Origin of the sequence: Streptomyces sp. NPDC007875, from assembly GCF_042868035.1 — a bacterium.
Classification (GTDB): domain Bacteria; phylum Actinomycetota; class Actinomycetes; order Streptomycetales; family Streptomycetaceae; genus Streptomyces; species Streptomyces antimycoticus.
In genome coordinates this window covers 100,678-122,026 of record NZ_JBIADZ010000005.1, presented here as the reverse complement: position 1 = coordinate 122,026, position 21,349 = coordinate 100,678, and the positions used below count along the sequence as shown (strand labels likewise).

General features: G+C 71.8%; 17 protein-coding genes and 2 pseudogenes. 8 read left to right on the top strand and 11 right to left on the bottom strand.

The features are described from left to right. Nucleotides 1-16: 16 nt before the first annotated feature. Complete coding sequence (locus tag ACFYOY_RS12290) at nucleotides 17-775, bottom strand: DUF72 domain-containing protein (RefSeq protein ID WP_059146203.1); 759 nt, start codon at nucleotides 773-775, stop codon at nucleotides 17-19. Then, nucleotides 772-1,011 (bottom strand): hypothetical protein, encoded by a 240-nt coding sequence (locus tag ACFYOY_RS12285; protein WP_059146070.1) that lies wholly within the window; start codon nucleotides 1,009-1,011, stop codon nucleotides 772-774. Before ACFYOY_RS12285 ends, ACFYOY_RS12290 begins: the two co-directional genes overlap by 4 nt. 144 nt (nucleotides 1,012-1,155) lie before the next feature. Here ACFYOY_RS12285 and ACFYOY_RS12280 point away from each other — a divergent pair. Then, nucleotides 1,156-1,800, top strand: a pseudogene (locus ACFYOY_RS12280) (phosphoribosyltransferase); the annotation flags it as partial. 35 nt (nucleotides 1,801-1,835) lie between these two features. After that, complete coding sequence (locus ACFYOY_RS12275; protein WP_059146202.1) at nucleotides 1,836-2,105, top strand: DUF1876 domain-containing protein; 270 nt, start codon at nucleotides 1,836-1,838, stop codon at nucleotides 2,103-2,105. Between the two features lie 117 nt (nucleotides 2,106-2,222). Here the strand turns inward: ACFYOY_RS12275 and ACFYOY_RS12270 are convergent, their stop codons facing one another. Together ACFYOY_RS12270 and ACFYOY_RS12265 are read right to left on the bottom strand one after the other, a co-directional pair. Beyond that, complete coding sequence (locus ACFYOY_RS12270; protein ID WP_351884469.1) at nucleotides 2,223-2,642, bottom strand: LysM peptidoglycan-binding domain-containing protein; 420 nt, start codon at nucleotides 2,640-2,642, stop codon at nucleotides 2,223-2,225. Between the two features lie 271 nt (nucleotides 2,643-2,913). Beyond that, on the bottom strand, nucleotides 2,914-3,129 hold the full coding sequence (locus tag ACFYOY_RS12265; RefSeq protein WP_388587234.1) for a hypothetical protein: 216 nt from the start codon (nucleotides 3,127-3,129) through the stop codon (nucleotides 2,914-2,916). Between the two features lie 139 nt (nucleotides 3,130-3,268). On the opposite strand from ACFYOY_RS12265, the pseudogene ACFYOY_RS12260 reads away from it, so the two are divergent. The 3 genes and pseudogenes from ACFYOY_RS12260 to ACFYOY_RS12250 all read left to right on the top strand — a co-directional run. Beyond that, nucleotides 3,269-3,658, top strand: a pseudogene (locus ACFYOY_RS12260) (DUF4232 domain-containing protein); the annotation flags it as partial. 163 nt (nucleotides 3,659-3,821) lie between these two features. Then, nucleotides 3,822-3,992 (top strand): hypothetical protein, encoded by a 171-nt coding sequence (locus ACFYOY_RS12255; RefSeq protein ID WP_165449213.1) that lies wholly within the window; start codon nucleotides 3,822-3,824, stop codon nucleotides 3,990-3,992. Between the two features lie 103 nt (nucleotides 3,993-4,095). Continuing rightward, nucleotides 4,096-5,826 (top strand): HEXXH motif domain-containing protein, encoded by a 1,731-nt coding sequence (locus tag ACFYOY_RS12250; protein ID WP_388586401.1) that lies wholly within the window; start codon nucleotides 4,096-4,098, stop codon nucleotides 5,824-5,826. 47 nt (nucleotides 5,827-5,873) lie between these two features. On the opposite strand, the gene fxsT is transcribed toward ACFYOY_RS12250, so the two are convergent. The 6 genes from fxsT to ACFYOY_RS12220 form a co-directional block, all read right to left on the bottom strand. Continuing rightward, nucleotides 5,874-10,232: an FxSxx-COOH system tetratricopeptide repeat protein gene (gene fxsT / locus ACFYOY_RS12245; protein WP_388586398.1), complete on the bottom strand. Its 4,359-nt coding sequence runs from the start codon at nucleotides 10,230-10,232 to the stop codon at nucleotides 5,874-5,876. Continuing rightward, nucleotides 10,229-11,410, bottom strand: coding sequence for a MoxR family ATPase (locus tag ACFYOY_RS12240; RefSeq protein WP_351884481.1), 1,182 nt, complete (start codon nucleotides 11,408-11,410; stop codon nucleotides 10,229-10,231). Before ACFYOY_RS12240 ends, fxsT begins: the two co-directional genes overlap by 4 nt. After that, nucleotides 11,407-12,897, bottom strand: a complete 1,491-nt coding sequence (locus ACFYOY_RS12235; RefSeq protein WP_351884484.1) for a hypothetical protein — start codon at nucleotides 12,895-12,897, stop codon at nucleotides 11,407-11,409. The genes ACFYOY_RS12240 and ACFYOY_RS12235 overlap by 4 nt, the downstream gene beginning before the upstream one ends. 392 nt (nucleotides 12,898-13,289) lie before the next feature. Continuing rightward, entirely contained in the window at nucleotides 13,290-14,513 is a 1,224-nt protein-coding gene (locus tag ACFYOY_RS12230; RefSeq protein WP_388586395.1) for a hypothetical protein, read from the bottom strand. 66 nt (nucleotides 14,514-14,579) lie between these two features. Beyond that, on the bottom strand, nucleotides 14,580-15,137 hold the full coding sequence (locus ACFYOY_RS12225) for a hypothetical protein (RefSeq protein WP_351884490.1): 558 nt from the start codon (nucleotides 15,135-15,137) through the stop codon (nucleotides 14,580-14,582). Between the two features lie 86 nt (nucleotides 15,138-15,223). Continuing rightward, the gene (locus ACFYOY_RS12220) at nucleotides 15,224-17,014 is read right to left on the bottom strand and encodes a helix-turn-helix domain-containing protein (RefSeq protein ID WP_351884493.1); all 1,791 of its coding nucleotides are present in this window, start codon (nucleotides 17,012-17,014) and stop codon (nucleotides 15,224-15,226) included. Between the two features lie 204 nt (nucleotides 17,015-17,218). Here ACFYOY_RS12220 and ACFYOY_RS12215 point away from each other — a divergent pair, with 204 nt between their 5' ends. Next, nucleotides 17,219-18,967, top strand: coding sequence for an FAD-dependent monooxygenase (locus ACFYOY_RS12215; protein ID WP_351884496.1), 1,749 nt, complete (start codon nucleotides 17,219-17,221; stop codon nucleotides 18,965-18,967). A gap of 90 nt (nucleotides 18,968-19,057) precedes the next feature. Then, nucleotides 19,058-19,972, top strand: coding sequence for a YceI family protein (locus ACFYOY_RS12210; RefSeq protein WP_351884755.1), 915 nt, complete (start codon nucleotides 19,058-19,060; stop codon nucleotides 19,970-19,972). 58 nt (nucleotides 19,973-20,030) lie between these two features. On the opposite strand, the gene ACFYOY_RS12205 is transcribed toward ACFYOY_RS12210, so the two are convergent. Beyond that, nucleotides 20,031-20,567, bottom strand: coding sequence for a DUF3761 domain-containing protein (locus ACFYOY_RS12205; protein ID WP_351884499.1), 537 nt, complete (start codon nucleotides 20,565-20,567; stop codon nucleotides 20,031-20,033). A 160-nt stretch (nucleotides 20,568-20,727) separates the two neighbouring features. On the opposite strand from ACFYOY_RS12205, the gene ACFYOY_RS12200 reads away from it, so the two are divergent. Beyond that, the gene (locus tag ACFYOY_RS12200; RefSeq protein WP_351884502.1) at nucleotides 20,728-21,216 is read left to right on the top strand and encodes a glutathione peroxidase; all 489 of its coding nucleotides are present in this window, start codon (nucleotides 20,728-20,730) and stop codon (nucleotides 21,214-21,216) included. Nucleotides 21,217-21,349: the final 133 nt, after the last annotated feature.

The window sequence follows — 21,349 nt, the reverse complement described above, 5'->3', positions numbered from 1 at the left end:
GCCGACCGGGCGGTCGCTACCGCGCGGGGGCGGCGCTGACCGGGCGCCCGGCTCGGGCGACGGCGCGAGCGAAGACGGCCGCGTCGTGCACCGCCGCCCCGCCCGTGTCGTTGTTGAAGTACGCGTAGACCCGCGCCTCGGCCGGCCAGGTGTCCCGGATCCGCCGCGCCCAGGTGTCCAGCGCCTGGCGCCCGTAGTGCGGGGCCGGCCGGGCGAGGCCGCCATGGAAGCGCACATACCCCCACCCGGTGGTCCGCCACAGCGGGGTGACCGGGCGGGAGCCGGAGTCGGCCCAGCACAGCGCGGCCGCGCGGCGCTCCAGCACCGCGCGGATCTCCTCGGTCCACCAGGAGGTGTGCCGCGGCTCGACGGCCACCCGTGTGCCGGAGGGGAAGCAGCGCAGGCAGCGGTCCAGCAGCTCGCCGTCGGCCCGCAGGGTGGGCGGCAGCTGCAGCAGCACCGGGCCCAGCCGGTCGCCGAGCCCGGCCGCATGGGACATCAGGCGCGCCACCGGCTCGTCCGGATCGCGCAGCCGCTTGATGTGGGTGAGGTACCGGCTCGCCTTGAGCGCCATCACAAAGCCCTCGGGGAGGCGCTCCCGCCAGGTGGCGAACTGGTCGTACGAGGGCAGCCGGTAGAAGGCGTTGTTGCTCTCCACCGTGTCGAAGGCATGGGTGTACTCCTCGAGCCACAACCGCTGCGGACAGCCCTCCGGGTAGAGATCGCCGCGCCAGTCCCGGTACTGCCATCCCGAGGTGCCGACCAGGACGGTCATGCCTCGCCCGGATGCCAGGGCGGCCACTGCCCGGGCCGGTCCTCCCAGTGGACCTGGGCCGGGTCGTCGAGGTCGATATCGGGGAAGACCTGCCGGACGCGCGGCTCGAACTCCTCCGGTTCGAGTGGTTCGCAGCCCAGGCCGCGCAGCCGCACCCGCCGGTAGCGGCTGTCGGCGTCGAATGACTCGACGAAGACGGGGTATCCGGACTCGCCCGGGCCGGTGGCGTTCTCCATACCTCCAGGGTGCCGGAGTCCGCGGCATTCGCGCGCCCTGGCCATCGGCCGGGGGCCGCCGGTTTGCGAAGGGGCGAATCGTCGGCTTGATTCGTAACCGTCGGCTTGATGCGGAGAAGAGTCCTGAGCAGCGGGGGTGAGTCCATGATCTTCACCGACCGGGTGGACGCCGGGCAGCGCCTCGGCGAGGCGCTGCGCCCTTTGGGTGACGCTGAACCGGTCGTGCTCGGGCTGCCGCGGGGCGGGGTGCCGGTGGCCTTCGAAGTGGCCCGGACGCTCCACGCGCCCCTGGACGTGATCATCGTCCGTAAGCTCGGCGTCCCCTTCCACCGGGAGCTTGGGTTCGGCGCCATCGGCGAGGGCGGCGTACGGGTCGTCCATGAGGCGATCGTCCGGATGAGCCGGGCCGACCAGGAGGACCTCGCCGAGGTGGAGCGGACCGAGCGGGAGGAGCTGGCCCGCAAGGCGCGGCGGTTCCGCCAGGGCCGCTCGCGGGTCCCGGTCGAGGGCCGGACCGTGATCGTCGTGGACGACGGCATCGCGACCGGCGCCACGGCCCAGGCCGCCTGCCGGGTCGCACGGGTCCAGGGCGCCGCCCGGGTGGTCCTCGCCGTGCCGGTGGCGCCGCCGGACGCGGTCACCACGCTGCGCGAGGACGCGGACGAGGTGGTGGCCCTCTCCACCCCCTCGGACTTCGCGGCGGTGGGGGAGTGGTACGAGGACTTTTCCCAGACCGCGGACGACGAGGTGGTGGACTTGCTGTCCCGGTCGACTGGAGAGACGGGTGAGGCGCATCCTGGAAGGTGACGCAGGAGGTGATCGCGATGGAGACGATCGTGGGATGCGACATTCAGATGGAATTCCGTGAGATCGGTCCGCTGACCGAAGCGGTCGTCCGGCTGAGGATGCACGACGGCACCGAGATGCTGGCTCAGGGCCGTGCCAACCGCAACCCGGAGGACCCGTCACAGCCGAGGGTCGGCGAGGAGATCGCGGCGGCGCGGGCACTGACCAATCTCGCGCACCGGCTGATCGGCAAGGCAGGTGGCGACATCGAGGAAGTCACCCACTCCAAGGCACATTTGTTGATCTGAGGCCCGTTGAGGCGGAGGGCCGTCCGCCGCGGTGGTCCACCGCGGTCCACGGCGGAGGCGTGCATGCGTATGTGCGCGCGTGTCCGTATGCCCGCCGCTGTCCGGACGCCCGGCCGTTCAGGGGCGCCCGAGGGTGAGTCGCTGGCCGGGGCGGATCACATCCGGGTCGGCGCCGATCACCTGGCGATTGATCTCGTAGAGCCGCTCCCAGCCGCCCGCCACGTTCTCCGTGTCCGCGATCGCGGAGAGGGTGTCACCGTGGACGACCGTGTACGAGCCGGCCTGAGGGTGCGCCTTGGCCGGGGGCTCGGGCACGGCCTTCGGGACGATGAGGAGCGGCTGCGCCTTCGAGGCCGGGACGGCCTTGACGGTCTTGACGGCCGGGGCGGGCGAGGTGGGTGTGGCGGCTGAGGCGGCGTTCGCCTGGCTGATGCCGATGAGCGGCAGGGCGACGCCGGCGCCGCCCGCGGTGATCGCGAGCGAGGCGCGGGAGACACGGTGGGGCCGGGGCCGGCGATGACGTCCTCGAGCGGCCATGGAGTCCTTCTTCCTGTCCTGGTACGGCAGTTGGCAACTGCGATGGCTGCCGAACAGTAATCCCACGGTTCTGGCTGGGACAAGACGTTCCGATGTTTGCGGTGGAGAATCCCATGTGAGGAATTGGCGCGCTGATGCGCTCAATGTGCCCGGACATAAGAGCCTTCAGGAGGGGAAGGGAGACCGAAGGGGGACGCACGGGAGGCATCGGGGCACCCGACCTCGCGGCCGGTCCCCGGCAGATGGCTGACCTCGGGAGGTCGCTCATGAGTCAACGAAACGGCTCGGCTGCTCGGCGTACGACGACATCGCGGTCCCGCTCGCTCCGGCCACCGGTCTTATGCGCGCTGCTGGTCGGCGCGCTGGCCACGGTCACCGCGTGCGGCAGCGACACCGGGGACGGGGACTCCGCACAGCGCGCCTCGTCCGTCAGCTCCGCCTCCTCGGCCGCACCACCCTCCTCCCCTTCGGCCGACTCCGCCGGCACATCCGAAGGCTCACGGAACGAGCGACCCGCCTCGCACACCGCGCAGTCCCCTCCGCCCTCGGCGCACCCCGCCCCCTCGCACGCGTCCTCCTCGCAGCCCGCCGCCGCTTCCGGTGCGCGCCGTGTCTGCTCCAGGACGCAGTTGACGCTGGCGGCCGGCCGGGTGGATGTGGGCGCCGGCAATGTGTATCTGCCTCTGGTGTTCACCAACAAGTCCTCCACGACCTGCACTCTCACCGGATATCCCGGTGTCTCGCTGCTCGACTCCACCGACGCGGCGATCGGCGCCCCGGCCACCCGGCGCGGCCCCACGCACTCGCCGATCTCGCTGCCGCCCGGCGGCAGCGCCTCCGCCGCCCTGCACACGCTGAACGAAGGCATGACCGACACCCCGTGCCGGCGCGCCGCCGCGCGGATTCGCGTCTATCCGCCGGATTCCTTCGACGCGATGAAGGTCTCGGCGCGGTCGTTCCGGGCGTGCGGAGGCGTCTTCGAGGTCGAGGCGGTGCGGTCCGGAACGGGTGGATGACACCGGCATATCGGGGCGTTCCCCGGCGCGCCGACGTGTCCGAAAATCTTGACAAGGCGGGCGCCGACTGGCCGTGTTCACCCTTTCGCAATCAATAGGGGGTAGGCCACCATAGGGATGCCGCAAATGAGCCGGTAGGGAGCGTCCGGAGGGGGACCGTGTCATGGAGCGAGTCGCGACCGAGGTCGAGACGGAGCTACTGGACCTTTCGGGGGCGACACTCGAGGACCTCGAGCGGCACGAGGGGCTTTCCGCGGTGACGGAGCGGCTGCTGGACATCGTCCAGTTCCCGCCGACGGTCGCCGGTAACTCCTCGTCTACGAACCAGTGCTGAGTTGAAGGTCACTATGACGTCCTCCGGCGTTCGGGGTGGCGCCCATCGTTTATCGGCGGAGTGTTTCGCCGAGTTGGCGCGGGGTTCGGGCGGCCCCTCGGCCGTGGCCGAGCTGAGGTCGGGACAGCGCAGCCGGGCCATGCTGCTGCTGCGCGCCTTGGCGGACATCGCCTCCGAGCACCCCGCCCTGCCCGGCCCCCTTCCTCCATCCCGGGACGCCTGGCAACTGCTGATCCGGGCCGAGCGCCGCTCCCCGGCCGCTGTGGAGACCCTGCTGCTGCACCCTCCGGTAGGGGTGTGGCTCAATCGCTGTCTGCGCAGGCTGCGCGGTCTGGAATCGGGGGATGGCCCGCTGTGGAGCGCGGTGGGCTATCTGCATGCCACAGCCGCCTCGGCCGCTCTTCTCTCCGGAATCGACTTCCGCATCACCGTCCCGGTAGGCGACGGCGGGGTGATGCTGCCCGCTCTGGGAATCGCCCGCATTCCGGACGGGGCCGAAATCGCCGAAGTCGTCGTGGCCGAGGGAAAGGCGGCAGTGTTATGCGGCCCGCATTCGGTGACACTGCCCGCCGATTTCTCTGCGGAGGCCCCCGGTTGGCACGGTCTGCGGCGGCTGAGCGGAGAACACCGGGGGATTGTCTGCTCACCCTTTGTCGACGACATTGATCCCTATCGCGACTTTTTCCGCATCAGACCCCCGGAGCGCCTCACCGACGAGGAGCGGGAGGACTGGCAGGAACGATTCGACGGCGCCTGGCGGCTGGTCTGCCAACAGTCCAATGTGGATCCGAGGGGAATCGGTGCTTCCCTGTCCTCCGTCGTGCCTGTGCCGTACCTCTCCTGGCCCGAACCGTTCAGCGCCTCATCGCCCGAGGCGTACGGCTGTGTGCTGCTCAACGGGGCCACGGACCCGCTGACCCTCGCCGCGGCGCTGGTGCACGAGGCCCAGCACATCAAACTCAGCGCACTGATGGACCTGGTGCCCCTCATCGAAGGGGGCCTGGAGGAGATCCACTACGCGCCCTGGCGGCTGGACCCGCGACCGCTGCGCGGGCTCCTCCAGGGGGTGTACGCGTTCCTGGGCGTGACCGGATTCTGGTGGGACCGGGTGCGGCGCGCCGAGCCCGGACCGGCTCGGGACAGCGCCGCGTTCGAGTTCGCGCTGCGGCGGGCACAGACCGCCTCGGGGGTGCGCACGCTCCTCGCTCACGCCGAACTGACCCCCAGGGGCGAGGAGTTCCTCCACCGGCTGGAGGGCCGGCTGGCCTTGTGGCTCGCCCAGCGGGTGCCCTCCGTACCGAAGCGCCTGGCGTCCGATCTGCTCGACGACCACCGGCTCGTCCACCGCATGCGCCACCTGTCGACGGACCCGGAGCGGACCGCCCAGTGGTCGTTGGCCTGGCGGGAGCGGACCGACCCTCCGCGGGAGCTGCCCGCGACCTCGGTCCGGCCGACCCGCCCCGGGGCACTGGCGCGCCCGGCGCTCGCCCGGCACCGGCTGAGGGACCCGGCGGGGTTCGCCCGGCTGTGCGAGGGTGCGGAAGCGGGGATTCCACAGGGCGACGAGGCCCCGGACCAGGCCGACCTCGATTGGGCCGCGGGGGACACCGCGGCCGCGCTGCGCGGCTTCCGGGACCGGCTGGAAGCGGACCCGGAGGACATCGAGGCGTGGGCAGGGCTCGCGCTCGGCCTACCGGACGGCCCGGCCAGGACGACGCTGCTGAGCCGCCCCGAGCTGGTTCTGGCCGTGCACCGGGGGGTGCGCACCGCGCACGGCGAGGGCCCCGATCCGTTGGCTCTCGCACGATGGATCGGGACGCGCACGCACCGATGAACGGCCGGTGGGGCGGACCGTCCGCGCGGCGGGACGGCCGCCGGAGGTCAGACGGCCGTAGCCTCCACATCGCAGTCCGCCCGGATGCCCCGGGCTGCCGCGACCGTCGCCGGATGGCTGGCCGTCAACACCCGGCGCATCCGGCTGAGCGCGTCCTGGTGCAACTCCTCCGCCTGCCTGCCCTCGCCCAGCGCACGCAGATCCCCCGACAGATTGACCGCACACGCGAGGGTGGTGGGGTGGTCCTCACCGAGCTTGGACCGGCAGGTCGCCAGGGTCTCGGTGTCCAGGTCGTGGGCCTCCTGGTAGTCCGCGAGCGTGTAGTGGTCGCTGGCCATGTTGATGGCGCAGGTCAGCGCCACGGGATGGTCGGCCCCCAGCTGCTCGACGAGCACCGGCAGCGTTTCCTTGTTCAGCACGAGCGCCTCATCGGTCTCGCCCAGCAGCCTCAGGGTCACCGCGAGGTCGACCGCGGCGCTCAGGGTCGCCGGATGCCGTTCCCCCAGGGCGACGCGCATGTCGTCAAGGCACTTCCGGCCGAGCTCACGGGCGCCTTCCAGATCGGCGGTCTGCCGTAGATCCATCGACAGGTTCAGGGCCGTCGTGGTGATGTTGATGTTCGGTTCGGTATAGCGCAGCCGATAGCGCTCCAGCACCTCTCGGCTGAGGTCCAGGGCGCCCTCGTGGTCGCCCGCCTTGCGGCGTGCCACGGCGAGATTGCGCAGGGCGTAGACACCGACGGGCGCGTTCTGCGGCAGCACCCGGCGGACGCGGGCACAGGTCTGCTCCAGCATGTCGCGGGCGGCCAGGTACTCCCCGCTCTCGCGGACATCGATGCTGAGATTGGCCTCCACCAGAATGGTGAGCAAGGCGTCCTCGCCGAGCACCAGACCGGCGGTGCGCCGTGCCTCCTCGTCCATCTGCCGGGCCTGCGCGTAGTTCCCCGCCGCGCGCAGCGCCACGGCGTAGTCGTTCGCCGCGCCGATGGAGTACGGGTCCTCGTCCCCGAAGAGCCGCAGGGTCCTGGTCCAGCGGTTCTTCTCCAGCTCCACGTATCGTGGGTAGTCGCCCTGGTAGCGGGTGTCGACGGCGACCGCGCCCTGAGTCACCAGGGTGTTCTCGTGGTCGTCGCCCTCGCTGGCGCGCTGCAGCTCCAGCGTCCGGCTGTTGAGTTCCCTGGCCTCCTTGAAGTGGCCGAGCACGGTCAGGACGTGGCCCAGGGTCCGGGAGACGGCCAGCGTCTCCGGACTGTCCTCACCGAGTGTCTCGACCCAATTGCGGCGCACCTGGTTACCGAGTTCCAGCGCACCCTCGTGGTCCCCCCAGATAAAGAGGAAACGCACCAGATTCCGCACCATCTGCCGCACCCATTTGTCATCGCACTCCATCGCGCGCGACGCCCGGACATGGGAGAGGAGGTCGGCGTACCGCCCCCAGTTCGGGGGAGCGACGTCGTTGGGGTCGCCGAAGGCCAGCAGCACATGGGCGCTGTGCCGCATGTCCGCCTGCTGCTGCGTGGACATCTGGCCGATCAGCACGGCCTGCACCAGCCGGTGCATTTCGATCGTGTTGCTGCGGTGATTGATTTTGATCAGGGCGTACCGGTTGATCTCACGGATCGCGTGGCCGAGCTTGATGGGGTCCTGCAGCACCTCCGACAGCTCGGGGGAGAGGGAGACCCCGCGCACGCCGGAGAAGAGCCGCCGGGAGATCGGCTCGGGCGCGAAGAACGAGCACATCTGCAGCAGTTGGAGCGCACCGGGATGGGTTTCGGCCAGCCGGCGCAGCGACATGTTCCAGGCGGCGGCGACCGGTTCGGGGTAGTCCACCGGAACGCCCGCCGCCAGCAGCTCGTTGCGGCGGGTGGAGACATCGGCCCGCTCGTCCTCGAACACCTGAAGGTATTCGTCGACCGGCATACCCGTTTCGGTGAGCCAGGCTGCCGCCTGCTCGATGGCCAGCGGAAGGTCTCCCAGGGCGTCGGCGACCCGGTCGGCCTGATCGCGCGGCAGCTCCGGCCCCCGGCGGCGCAGCAGCTCGATGCTCTCCTCCCGCTCGAAGACGTCCACTTCGACGGTGCGGGCGGCGCGCGACCACTGTGCGTTCCTCGAGGTGACCAGGATCCGGCCCGGCCCGCCCGCGGGGAAGAACGGCCGCACCGTCTCCAGTTCCTCGGCGTTGTCGAAGACCAGAAGCCAGTTGCGGCACGGGCGTCCGGTGCGCAGCGCGTCGAGCACGCTCGGCACGGCCGTGTTGGCCTCCATGCCCGCGCGCAGCCCGAGCCGGTCGGCGAGCTGCACCAGCGCCTGCCGGATCTGCTCGGGGCGCTCCGCCGGGATCCACCACACCGCGTCGTAGTCGGCGGCGTGCTGATGGACGTACTCCAGTGCGATCTGTGACTTGCCCACCCCGCCCAGCCCGTGCAGGGCCTCGGGCAGCACTGCGGCGGTGCCCTCGCTCCTCAGCCGCTCGTGGAGAGTGTCGAGCAACGTCTGCCGCCCGGTGAAGTTGTTGTTCCGGGGCGGTACATTTCCCCAAATGGACGGGGGTTCCCCGGCCTGGCGCTCCTCCACGGCGGGCAGGGACCGGGCAGCGGTCACGGACACGAATGTTCCTCTCAGATGCTCCCCCGCCGGGCCCGGCGTGCCGTGCGCCGGCGGGGATGGTGAATCGTCGGCCTCGGGTTGCGGATCAGGTCGGGGAGTCGTGGAGTACGTCATGTCAACCGCCTCAGAGTCCACATATTTTCCCCTGCGTAATGCGTCTTCAACTGGATCGGGTCGGCTTTCCCTCGAGCGGGCGAGCGCCTGATGGGCCAGGACCAGGGCGCGAAAGGAGCGCGCGCCCTCCAGGTACGGACCGGAAAGCGCTTGGTAGACCTGCTCCTGGAGGCGGATGTACGGCAGCAGGCGCTCCGTCTTGGGAAGGTCGCGCACGGACCCGGAGGGGTGGTTGAGCAGATCGCGGAGCATCAGCAGCGGTTTCCAGCGGCGGCCGAGCCGATCGAGGACGCTCCCGAGGATGTACAGCGACTCGTCCCGCATCCCGGCGGACAGCAGCAGTTCCCGTACCCCGTCGTGGAACTCGTAGCCGATGCCCGTCTCGTCCAGCGGGTCGGCGGTTCCCACCTTGCGCAGCAGTCCGCCCAGCAGGACCTCGGCCAGATCGCCCGGGCTGCCCTCCGGCTGGTGGATCCCCTGCACGAACTCCATCACGGGAATGTTCAACGGCGCGGCGGCCAGCCGGGCCGCCAGCCGGAAGGCGCTCGGCGAGGCGGTGGCGCGGAACCGGAAGACACGGTCCCAGGCGCTCGGTTCGGGTTCGGGGTCCCAGCGCTCGGCCGGCGCCCCGGGCAGCAGCGCCATCGTGTCCTCGCCGCGCGCCGACGGGCGGGCCACCAGCCGCGCCCAGTTGGCCATCCACCGCGCGTCCAGCTCCAGCACCGGGACCGGTGGTGCGCCGCCCGGCCAGGAACCGCCGTCCGCCCGCCGCCAGGTGCCATTGGGGGCGCCCGGTTCGGGGACCCGCACCCGCACCCGCTCCGGCGCCACACCGGTGTGGTGCCAGCGGCCCTGGTGCAAGACATGCAGCACGGCGACCGAGGCGTGCCGCGCCCAGTGGGCCAGCGCGCGCTGGGCGCTCTCATCGGCCCAGGCCGCGCCGATGCCGTCGGTCAGCACCAGCACCGTCCGCTTGCCGCGCGGCGGCATCCCCTCGACCGGCGACCGGTCCTCGGGTAACGGATGGTCGGTGTTCAGCCGGTGCACCCGCACATCCCGGAAGGCGCCGGTGCGTCGCAGCACGGTGACCAGATGCTCGGCCGTCCGCCGCCACACCACCATCGAACTGCCGCAGTCCACCACCAGAACGGCGTCCATCCAGCGCTCGCGCACCGGCACACAGGCGGGCACCCACAGCCCCTCGCGCGCCGCGCACTCGGCCGTGGCCTCCTCGTCGATCTCCATCTCGACCAGCGAGGGCGAGGTGCGCTTGAGCGGCCGCAGCGCCCGGGACAGGGCGCGCTCGGGCAGCGGCGGCTCGGAGACGGACGCCCGGCGCGCGGGCACGAAGGCTTCCGCGACGGTCACCGGCTCCGCCTCACCGGGCGGTGCGGGGACACCGAGCAGCTCCGCGGGGAGCAGCGGCTCCGCGACCGTGGGCCCGGCCTCGGGCTCGGACGCGGGGCGCTCCCCTTCGCGGTCCTGCCGCGGCTCGTCGGACGGCTCGTCACCGGGCGGCGGGGCGTCCGCCTCCGGTGTCCCCGGGAGGGGTCCCGGGCCCGGCCGTCCGGGGCCGGGGTCCGTCTCGGCCTTGCAGACCGCCAGCCACAGGGCGTCGGCCAGCTGCCGCCAGTCGAGGTCCCGAGGGGCGGGCCCGGCGGACCGGCCGCCTGGGTCATGTGTCATGTCGAGCCTGCTGCACTGTCCAGCCGGTGCCAGACGGCCTGCAGTAGCTCCTCCCACTCGGGCCCCGGTACATGGGACTGGGCCGTCACCAGATACACCGCGTTGAGCAACTGGTCGGCGGCGAGGCCGCCTTCGCGCTCGCTGCGCTCGAGGAACATCTGGATCAGCTCCCGCGCGCGTGGATCGTCGGCCCGTCCCAGATGCGCGGCCACGATCGCGGCGAGCCGGTCCGCGTCCGGGTCGGGCAGCCGAAGCTGGAGACAGCGCCGCAGGAACGCGGGCGGGAAATCCCGTTCGCCGTTGCTGGTGATGATGACGACGGGGAAGGCGCTGCAGCGCACCCGACCCGAGGCGATGACGGTACTGCGCTCCGGATCGTCGGTGAGGACCGATACGGCCGGGCGGCGTCGGCGGATGCGCACCAGCTCGGGAATGGAGTACTCGCCGGCCTCGAAGATGTCGAGCAGGTCATTGGGCAGATCGATGTCGCTCTTGTCGAATTCGTCGATGAGCAGGACGCGCGGCAGACGGTGCGGGAGCATCGCCGTGCCCAGCGGGCCTAGTTGGAGGAAGTCGCCGATGTCCTCCGGTCCGGGTTCGTGCGTGTCCCCCTCCGACGCCTGTCCCGCCGCGGCGGCGTGCACACGGCCGACGGCATCGTAGCCGTAAAGCCCGGCCCGCAGGGTGGATCGCGTCGTGATCGGCCAGCGCAGCACCCGGCCCAGGCCCAGCTCCCGGCTGATGCGGTACGCCAGCGTCGACTTGCCGGTGCCCGGGCGGCCCGTCACCAGAAGGGGACGCCTGAGGATCAGCGCCGCGTTGACGAGATCGGCCTCCTCGGGGTCGGAGCGCACGCCCAGGGGGGCCGCGCCCAGCCGCCGGGCGGTGTCCTGCTCGTCCTCCGGCGGCGCCGGGGGCTCGGTCGGGGTGTCGTCCCGATCGGATAACGCGCCGGGCCGGCCGTCGCCCTCGGGCGGGCAGGCCGAGACCCCGCCGAAGGTGCGCCACGGGGGCGGCGGCGGAAGGATCTCCTCCAGGCTTACGTCGTGGAGCGGGCGCCCGGTGCCCTGGTAGATCCACCAGGGGCGCGGTATCCCGGACGGCAGGGCACCGGAGGCGGACCCCGAGTCCTGGGGGACCCGTCCGTTGTGGCGCCGCGCAGGCTCTCCGTCGCTCATCGACCACCTACCCCGTCGTCCGGCCCCGAAATGCGCCCAAAAGGTTCCACCGGTCGGGTTGGGTCGTCCCAAACGAGCACCACATGTTGCCCGAGGTGATGCTCCCCCTCCGCGGAGCCGATCGTATGGGCGTCCAGACGTAACTCTGTCATGGCTTCACGGAGCCGTGCCAGGTTCCCGCTTGGCTCGGCCTGTTTTTGTCTCAGTTGCTGGACGAAGGCAGGGTCACGGGGCGTCCGGCCGTCCCAGGCGACCACCGGGATCCCGGCCCGCCACGCGGTCAGCACCTCCGAGTTTCCCTCGGGGGTGGCCCCCGGGGGCGAGCTCAGGACCAGGGCGACCACCTGGGGGTCGGCCTTGAGCCGGGCGAGCAGGGCGGTGGTGTCGCCGGAGCGCGGGCTGTCCGGGTCCTCGCCGTCCACGACGAGCTGCTTGGCGCGCTCGGGCTGCTGGTCGAAGACGTTCCAGCGCTGCTTCCACTCGCGGTGCCAGCGCTTGGTACGGCTTCGCTCCAGGCTCCGTACCACCACCGGATAGCCTCCCATGTACAACGGGATGGGGGACTCGCTGTCGAGCTCCAGACGCCACCGGTGGACCGGCAGATTCAGGTCATCCGTGTCGAGCATGAACTCGATGTGGATCGCGCCGGCGTCGTCCCACTCCTCGGCGGCCTCGAACACCAGCGTCTGGACCGCCCGTTCCGCGGTCTGCGAGGTGACCTGGGTGATCGGGCCGCGGGCCGGATGCCAGCCGGTCGGGTCGTACTGGTGCCAGGACGAGAGCTCGTAGCACCCGGCCTCCTCCTGCGGCAGCAGCCGGATCACCAGATAGGCGTCCACCGGCCCGGCCGGGGCGGCATGCCCCACCTGCTGCCGCAGCGACCGCAGCTGCGGCGTCAGGCCCAGCTCCCGGGCCTGCTCATCGGCCCATTCGCGCAGCGCGTCGGCCCGCTGCAGCGGACGCGCCGCCGCCGCGAGGTACTCCACGAGGGCCAGCCCCGGGGGCAGCCCGCCCGGCTGCGCGTTCATCCGGCTCAGCACCTCGAAGGCGTGCCAGGGGCTCGTGACCGCGGGGATGTCCTGCAGCGGGCCCGCAGCCGTACGGCACAACTGGCCCAACTGCTCGATCTCCAGCTCCTCCAGCAGCGACCGCAGCTTCGCGGCGGCGGTCTCGGGCAGTGCCGGACGCGCCGTCATCTGCTCCATGACCGAGTCGAGCCGCATCATGGCGTCCTCGTCGGCCGCCGCCATCACCGCGAGGGACGCGCGTAGCGCGTGCATGATCCGCACGTTTTCCAGGCATTCGCGGGCCAGCTCCACCAGGAAGTAGTCGGTCACCCGGTGGACGCGCACGGGAACGCTGGTCATCTCCAGCTCCATGGCGACCAGATCCAGACACAACGTGCGCAGATCCGGATCCGTCAGACAGCGGAACTCCTTCAGCGCCGTGACGAGGCTGCCGACCGATTTCAGGCCACCTTCCCCCATGGCCGCCATGCTGTGCCCTCCCCCGAGGCCGCATCACCGGTCCCCGCCGCCGATGATCCCGCCGGAGACCCTGCCACACGCGGGCGCCAATCGCTCGGACTCCGGGACAAGTTGTTTTCCCCGCAAGTTCCGCCTGACACCCCCTGGGTGAGTATGTCCAGGGCACCGTCCCCGCCCCCGGCGGGCCCCGCCGAGGCGGGGACACATCCCGGTGGTGGACCGGGGGAGCATGTGCGCGTGAGGCGGAGGGCGGTCCTCCCCAGGGGGCCACCTGGACGATTCCGGTGACGTGGTGTGCAGGACGCCCTTCCGTCGTGGCCCGGGGAACGTGCGGACCCCGCGCGCGGGCGCCCCGGGGTTCGGCACCCGCCGGGTCGGGAGGGTGAGGAGGGTCACTCCAATCCGAGCTCCTCGACCCGCCGGGCGAGTTCGGCGGCCGCCGGATCGTCCGGGGCGAGCACCGCGACCACCTCCACCAGCTCGCCCATCGCACGCCGCGCCTCGCACGTGCGCAGCAGGGACAGGGCCTCCGCGCGGCTCCCCGACTGACGGCCCACCGCCGTGCCCACGGTGGGCAGCTCGTCGAGCAGCTGCTGCCAGCGCGCGGGGGAGGTCATCCCGGACACGGCCAGCAGCGTGTCCGCGAGAACGCCGAGGTCACGGATCATCAGCTTGCGCCGCCGGGGGGATTCGGGTTGGGTTTCGGCGGCGGGGGACCGCGTGCCGGTGGCGAGCGGCGGCGTTTCGGCCGTAAGGGACGGCGTATCGGTGGCGAGGGACCGCGTCTCGGCGGCGAGCGGATGCCTCGCCAGGACGTCCGCCACCGCCGGGGCATCCGCCGCCACCGGGATACGGCCGATCAGTTCGAAGGCGAAGGCGGCCGCGTGCCGGGAGGCCACGGGCTGCCAGCGCTCGTCGTGCGCCTCGCCCTTGTCTCCGAGCAGATCCGAGATGCCGCGGATCACCAGCGCGTCCAGCTGCTGGTTGACATACGCGCCCGCGAGGAAGCCGAAGCCCTCCATGTCCACCGCGAGCGCGTCACCCGCGCCGGCCGCGAGTCTGAGCCCGACGTCCGAGCGGTGGTGCGCCACCACCCGTCCGCCCGCCGCGAGGGGTTTCACATGGGCACGGGGCCGTGGCGCGTCGTCCCCCGGGCGGATCCGCCCCTGCCACGCGTCGCCCGCCGCCACCAGCCGGGCCAGCTGCACCAGACCATAAGCGGACTGATAGGTCTTCTGCCGGGGCAGGAACCCCGACTCGGTGTCCTTCCCGGTCTCGTAGTCGTACACCGCGTCGGCGGCCACCACGTCGCCCAGCGCGACGTCCTTGACGCCGCCCGCAACCCCCACGAACAGCACCGCCCGGGGCGCGAAGAGCGCCGCGCCCCGCTCGACCGAGGCCGCGGCGCCCGGATTCCCCGGACCCGTCATATGGATGGCGACGCTCCGCTCGCCGGATCCGTCGCGAAACACGCCCAGTTCGAACAGGGCGCCCCGCTCCGCCTTGACCGGGCGCGGATCCTCCAGATGGGCGCGCACCGCCCGGTACTCGACCTCCAGCGCGGTCAGGACCACCACATCGGCCCGCGCCGTCCCGCCCTTGCCCTCAGCGCCCATGGATCCCCCCTAGGACAGCTTCCGCCGACACCTTACGGATGCGACGCACCCTATGGTTCTCATGCGTCAGGGCCGGTGCAGATCCGCGTACAGCACGATCTGCACCCCCAGGACGGTGATCAGCGCCACCTCCGCCACCGACACCGCCAGCAGCACCGCCCGCACCGGCTCCGAGGCCCAGTACACGACGAGGGCGGCGATCGGCGCCACCGTGAACAGCAACAGATCGGCCGCCAGTTGCAGCCGCTTGCGGGAGATCCGGCGGCCGTCGTCGCGGTGGGCCCGCTCCCAGCCGAACACCGGTGGCCGGCCCGGGACGAGCGTCGCCAGCCGGGGCCCCAGATCCTCCCGGACATACCGCCCGATGGCCGATATCTTCTCGTCGTTGACCAGATACGCCCAGCCCAGCAGGGCCGACGCCGGGGGCAGCAGCAACAGCAGCTCCGGACGTCCATGGCTCTGGAGGGAGAAGGTGATGATGGCCGCCATCGCGGCGAGTGTCGCGTAGAGCAGATTGTCACGGAACCCGATCCGCGCCCGCTGCTCCTCCTTCACCTGCTCGTACTCCAGAATCAGCAGCCTGCCCGTGACCGCCTCGCCCTCGGCGCTGTTGTCTCGCGTCACCGTTGCCCCCTCCGCGACCGATGACCGGCTCCCCTGCGACCGGCCCCCCTGGTGACTGTTTCCGTTCCTACGCCTGGTCCATTCCCCTACGCCTGGTCCATTCCGTACGCCCGCAACTTCCGGTACAACGTGGCCCGGCCGATGCCCAGGGACTCGGCGGCCCGCACCTTGTTGTCCCCGTGGCGGCGCAGCGCCTCCAGGATCGCCGTGCGCTCCGCCCGTTCTATGCCACTCAGCCGACGGGTGGCCGGTGGCACCCGCAGTCCGTACGGCAGCTCCTCGCGCCGCACCGGCCCGGTGGCGCGGCGGCGCTCGGCCACCTCCCGTACGACATGGGCGAGTTCGGTGACATTGCCCGGCCAGGTGTGCTGCTCCAGCGCCCGGCGCGCGTCCAGGCTCCAGGTCAGCGGGGGACGTCCGGGGGAGGGGCGCCGGGCGAGGCCCGCCAGCAGCGCCGGGATGTCCTCGAGGCGTTCGCGCAGCGGTGGCAGCGTCACCGACCGGGCCGAGAGGATGTCCAGCAGCCGGCTCAGACACGGACCGGTCGGCGCGCCCGGGGTATGCGTCGCCACCAAGGCCACCGCGGGCCGCTCCTCCAGCAGCGAGAGCAGCGCGGCCACGTCGGACTGGCCCAGCCGCTCGGCGTGGCGCAGGAGCAGCGGCGGCGCGCCGCCGTCCCCCTGCGCGAGCGCGCGGCACCAGCGCGGGACCTCACCGGCCACCTGCTCGGCGGCGTCGACCAGACGCGGTGCGGCCGTGCCCCGGCGGCCGAGCAGGGCACGGGCCAGCGCGGTCTTCCCCACGCCGGCCTCGCCGATCAACAGCAGCGGCTCCGCGGCCCGCGCCAGCTCCGTCGCCCGGGAGACGGTCACCCGCCAGGGCGGGGACGTGCCCACGAGCCCCGGGAGCCGGTCGTGGCCCGGCCGCTCCGCCGCCCGCGCCCGCGCGGCCGCCGGGCACACCGTGGCGACGGCCCCGATGACCTCGCCCCCGTGCACCACGCGCGTCATCCTTACGGTGAGCCCGGCGCCGTCCGGTACTTCGATCTCCTCCGGTGTCCCGGAGTGCGCGCCCTCCGGTCCGGCGTCCGCGTCCCTGAGGAGGGCTGTGGCACGCCGTTCCAGCCGCGCCAGCGTCTCGTGCGACAGCAGTCGCGCGGCCTCCGGGCTGACGAGGCGGCTGCTGCCGTCGAGCGCCACCACGGCCGCTCCGTCGGCCCGCTGACGCAGATACGCGTCGAGCAACACCCGCTCCGGCGGGCGCGCCCGGCCCAGCAGCTCCGTCTCGACGGCGTGCGCGGTGGCCTCGGCGATGGCCGTGCCCGGGTGGCCGGTGCGGCCCTCGCCCAGCGGGGCCACCACGGTGATGGTGCCGGCCGGGCGGCCCGCCGTCGGCTCGTACAGCGGCACGCTGACCGCCGACACCTCCTGCCACAGGTCGAGGAAGTGCTCCGGGCCGTGGACCTCGGCCCGGCGCCCCGTGCGCAGCGCGAGCGCGGCGCTGTTGTGCCCGACCGCCTTCTCCGACAGATCGAGGCCGGCCACATCGGCGGACGTGCCGGTGTAACGGCCGCCGCCCGACCACAGCGCGCGGCAGCGGGAGTCGACCAGCACCAGCCTCATCTCACCGCTCAGCGTGGACGCCACCCGGTCCAGCGCGGGGCGCGCCGCGGCCAGCAACGGTGAGTCCTCGGGCGGCCGGACCCTGGGCGGGGCCACCAGATCGCGCGGTACGCCGAAGAACCGCGCCCGCCGCCAGGCTTCGGCGAGGTCCTCGGGGACCCCGTCGCCCGGAGGCCGTCCGCTGAGGAACCGGTCGCGCGCCCGGCGCAGCGATGAGAGGGCCGAGTCGGCGGGGGTGTCGTCGATGGTCGTCACAGCCCCTCCACCGTATACGCCGCCGGTGTTTCGAAATGAGACACCTCGGGGCCCGGGTTCTGGAACAAGATCACCAATGGTCGATCGCCGGTCGTGAGGAGGTCGCCGATCGTCATGACCGATCGCTGAGCGCCGGTCGCCGGTCGCCGGGAGACCGCCGATCGTCAGGAGATCGCCCATCACCCGGAGAGGAGCCCTTCAGCAGTGGAGACCGTCGAGACCGACGTACTGGTCGTGGGCAGTGGCCCCGCCGGAGCCGCGACGGCGCTCGCCTTGAGCACCTACGGGGTGCCCAACCTCATGGTCACCCGGTACGGAAGCCTGGCGGACACACCCCGCGCGCACATCACCAACCAGCGCACCATGGAGGTGCTGCGCGACCTCGGCGTCGAGGACCAGGTCACCGCCCAGGCCACGCCGCAGCCACTGATGGGGAACACCGTCTTCTGCACCAGCCTCGCGGGCGAGGAGCTGGGACGGCTGCGCTCCTGGGGCAACGACCCGCTCGTCCAGGCCGCGCATGAACTGGCCAGCCCCAGCCGGATGTGCGACATGCCCCAGCACCTGATGGAGCCGGTGCTGGTGAACGCCGCGGTCTCCCGGGGCACCGCGCTGCGCTTCCACACCGAGTACCTCTCCCACGAGCAGTCGGACGACGGCGTGACCGCGCTGGTCGAGGACCGGCTGCGCGGGGACACCTACCGCGTCCGGGCCCGCTATCTGGTCGGCGCGGACGGCGGACGCAGCCGTGTCGTGGAGAACTCCGGGCTGCCCACGGTCGGCCGGATGGGCGTCGCCGGCAGCCTCAACATCGTCTTCGAGGCGGATCTCACCGATCTGACCGCCCATCGCCCCTCCACGCTCTACTGGGTGCTGGCCCCCGGCGCGACGGTGGGCGGCATCGGCGCGGGCCTGGTGCGCTGTGTGCGCCCCTGGACCGAGTGGATGGTGGTGTGGGGTTACGACCTCGAGGCGGGCCCGCCGGACCTCACCGAGGAGTTCGCGCGGTCCGTGGTACACCGGCTGCTCGGCGACGACACGATCCCCGTGCGCATCACCTCGACCTCCGCGTGGACCGTCAACCATCTGTACGCCGAGACCTACGCCGACCGGCGGGTGCTGTGCGCGGGCGACGCCGTCCACCGTCATCCGCCGTCCAACGGCCTGGGCTCCAACACCTCCATCCAGGACGCGTACAACCTCGCCTGGAAGCTCAAGCTGGTCCTCGACGGCACCGCCGCCCCTGCCCTTCTGGACACCTACTCCGCCGAACGGGCGCCGGTGGGGCGGCAGATCGTCGAGCGGGCCAATCGGAGCATCGGTGAGACCGCGCCGGTTTTCGAGGCGCTGGGTGTGCTCGCCACCTCCGACACCGAGCAGATGTGGCGCAATGTCGACGCCCGTAAGGCCGCCACGCCCGAGGGCGCGAAGCAGCGGCGGGAGCTGCGCGAGGCCATCGCGGCCAAGGTGTACGAGTTCAACGCGCACGGCGTGGAGATGAACCAGCGGTATGTCTCGGACGCCATCGTCCCCGACGGCACCCCCGACCCCGGTTTCGGCCGCGACCCTGAGCTGTACCACCAGCCCAGCACCCGCCCCGGCGCCAAGCTGCCGCACGCGTGGGTCGTCCGGGGCCGTGAGCGGCTGTCCACCCTCGACCTCGGCGGCCACGGCCGGTTCACCCTCTTCACCGGCATCGGCGGCGACTGCTGGGAGGAGGCCGCCGAGGCGGCCCGTAAGGCGCTGGGCGTCGAACTCGTCACGGTTTCCATCGGCCCCGGCCAGGAGTACGAGGACCCGTACGGCGACTGGGCCCGGCTGCGCGAGATCGGCGACTGCGGAGCCCTGCTGACCCGCCCCGACAACCACATCGGCTTCCGGCACCCCGAAATGTCCCCGCACGCGGGGGAGTTGCTGATCGGGGCGCTACAAAAGATCCTCGGCCGCGGCTGACACCTACCCCCCCGGTGCAGGGAGCCCAACCTGGGGCTCCATCATGGACACGCCCACATCCCCAGAGAAACCGTTAGTGAGATGACTGCAATGCCCCTCGCACTGCTCCGGCGCATGCGCACCAAGCGTCCGGACCGCGGATCAGGACTCAGGATCCCCCTGCCCGTGGGTGCCGGAGCCTTCAGCTGCGAGGTCCTGGACCCCGTCGGCCAGGCCCTGGGCGGCGTGGAGGTCACCGTCACCGAGACGCGTGGCGCCGCCCGCACGGTGGCCAAGGCCACCACCGATCCACACGGCCTGTTCTTCGCCACGCTCGAGCCGGGGCAGTACACCGTGCTGCTCACCGGAAGCGGGCTGCAGCCCAACCGCCTCACCGTCGACATCGCCTACGGCCAGAGCGAACCGCCCCGCCGGGTGCAGATGGAACCCTCCCAGCAGCTGGAACTCCCCCCGCCGGGCACCTGGCTCTTCGACCCGCCGCACACCGCGATCCGCTTCATCGCCCGCCACGTCGGCATGGCCAATGTGCACGGCCGCTTCACCCGCTTCCGGGGTGGCATCCACATCGCCGAGCGGATGGAGGACTCCCGCGTCGAGGTCGTCATCGACGCCTCCAGCATCAACACCGGCAACAACACCCGCGACAACCACTTGCGCTCGGCGGACTTCCTCGACGTCGAGAACTTCCCGGAGATCCACTTCGCCAGCAACCGCTTCACCTGGCGCAGCGGACCCAAGTGGACCCTCCAGGGTCCCCTCACCATGCACGGCGTCAGCCGCTCGGTGACCCTGGACACCACCTACCTCGGTGCCGTGAACGGCGGCTACGACCAGGAACTGCGCTGCGCCGCCCTCGCCACGGCGGAACTGCACCGCGAGGACTACACTCTGAACTGGCGCAATATGCTCGCCCGCGGCATCGCCGTGGTCGGCCCCACGGTCAAGCTGGAGCTCGACATCCAGGCGATGTACCGCAGCCACGACACGCCGACGCCGCCCGAATAGGCCGCTACCCGGCAGGCGATGGGGCGGGCTCTGCGGCCCGCCCCATCGCCGTGTCAGATCACCTGTAGAAGACGGCGACGCCACCGTGATGCGAGCACGCGCCCTGGTGGTGGGCGGCGTAGGAGTAGGTGCCGTCGTTGCAGAGCGCCGTGGCACCGCTGCTCGATCCGCCCGTGCCGCTGGACGATCCGCCGGACGAGGAGCCGGACGACCCGCCGGATGACGACCCGCCGCCCGACGAGGACGAGCCGCCGGATGACGAGCTGACACCACCGGTGGAGGAGGACGAGTCGTCCTCAGCACTCTTCGTCGCCTTGGGCGCGGGCCTCGGCTTCGGCTTCGCCGTGACGGTCTTGGTGACCGTCACGGTGGGTGTCGGCTCGGCGGTGTCCTTCACCCGGGCGGGCTTTGCCGTGACGGTGACCGTCACCTTGGGCGTGGGCTTGTCGCCGTCGGCCGCCTTCGCGTCCTCGCCCTGGGCCGACCCTATGCCGACTCCGGCGAAGAGCAGGATGGCCGCGACGGGGACGGCGACACGCTTGCGTGCCCATCTGGGGCCCCTCGGTGCCGGTGATGGCTGGTTATTCCAGGACATGGTCCCCCCTTGAGTGATACGTGAGGAACCGACCTTAGCCACGCCGGTTGAAAAGTGAAGAGGTTGTGTGTGCTTGGTGTTCATATCGTGATCGGGCGTCACGAGCTCGTGAGCGCATAGATTTGGGCTCACCCACCGAACGACGAAGGCGGTTGATCCCATGAGCCTGTACGACATTCCCCTGCACACCCTTACCGGCGAGCCGACCTCACTCGGTGAGCATCGGGGCGCGGCGCTGCTGGTGGTCAATGTGGCGTCCAAGTGCGGTCTCACCCCGCAGTACGAGGGGCTCGAGCGGCTGCAGCAGCGTTACGCCGGGCGCGGGTTCACCGTGCTGGGGGTTCCGTGCAATCAGTTCGCCGGGCAGGAGCCGGGGACGAGCGAAGAGATCCAGACGTTCTGCTCGACGACCTACGGCGTGTCCTTTCCGCTGCTGGAGAAGGCCGATGTCAACGGCGATCAGCGGCATCCGCTCTACGCCGAGCTGACGCGGACGCCGGACGCGCAGGGCGAGGCGGGGGATGTGCAGTGGAACTTCGAGAAGTTCCTGATCTCGCCGGACGGCGAGGTCGTGGGCCGGTTCCGGCCGCGCACCGAGCCGGAGGCGGACGACGTCGTCGCCGCCATCGAGGCGCAACTGCCTCGGTGAGGCGACGGCGGGGGGGGGGGGCCCCCCCCCCCCCCCCCCCCCGGCGGCGCCGCCCCCCCCCCCCCCCCCCGACCCCCCCCCCCCCCCCCCCCCCCCCCCCCCCCCCGGGCCAGATATAGCACACCCAAAAGGG

Excerpts from the sequence above, each read along its gene's own strand:
- ACFYOY_RS12290 (WP_059146203.1), bottom strand. The coding sequence starts at position 775 with ATGACCGTCCTGGTCGGCACCTCGGGATGGCAGTACCGGGACTGGCGC.
- ACFYOY_RS12285 (WP_059146070.1), bottom strand. The coding sequence starts at position 1,011 with ATGGAGAACGCCACCGGCCCGGGCGAGTCCGGATACCCCGTCTTCGTC.
- ACFYOY_RS12275 (WP_059146202.1), top strand. The coding sequence starts at position 1,836 with ATGGAGACGATCGTGGGATGCGACATTCAGATGGAATTCCGTGAGATC.
- ACFYOY_RS12270 (WP_351884469.1), bottom strand. The coding sequence starts at position 2,642 with ATGGCCGCTCGAGGACGTCATCGCCGGCCCCGGCCCCACCGTGTCTCC.
- ACFYOY_RS12255 (WP_165449213.1), top strand. The coding sequence starts at position 3,822 with ATGGAGCGAGTCGCGACCGAGGTCGAGACGGAGCTACTGGACCTTTCG.
- fxsT (WP_388586398.1), bottom strand. The coding sequence starts at position 10,232 with ATGACACATGACCCAGGCGGCCGGTCCGCCGGGCCCGCCCCTCGGGAC.
- ACFYOY_RS12240 (WP_351884481.1), bottom strand. The coding sequence starts at position 11,410 with ATGAGCGACGGAGAGCCTGCGCGGCGCCACAACGGACGGGTCCCCCAG.
- ACFYOY_RS12235 (WP_351884484.1), bottom strand. The coding sequence starts at position 12,897 with ATGGGGGAAGGTGGCCTGAAATCGGTCGGCAGCCTCGTCACGGCGCTG.
- ACFYOY_RS12230 (WP_388586395.1), bottom strand. The coding sequence starts at position 14,513 with ATGGGCGCTGAGGGCAAGGGCGGGACGGCGCGGGCCGATGTGGTGGTC.
- ACFYOY_RS12210 (WP_351884755.1), top strand. The coding sequence starts at position 19,058 with ATGCCCCTCGCACTGCTCCGGCGCATGCGCACCAAGCGTCCGGACCGC.
- ACFYOY_RS12205 (WP_351884499.1), bottom strand. The coding sequence starts at position 20,567 with ATGTCCTGGAATAACCAGCCATCACCGGCACCGAGGGGCCCCAGATGG.
- ACFYOY_RS12200 (WP_351884502.1), top strand. The coding sequence starts at position 20,728 with ATGAGCCTGTACGACATTCCCCTGCACACCCTTACCGGCGAGCCGACC.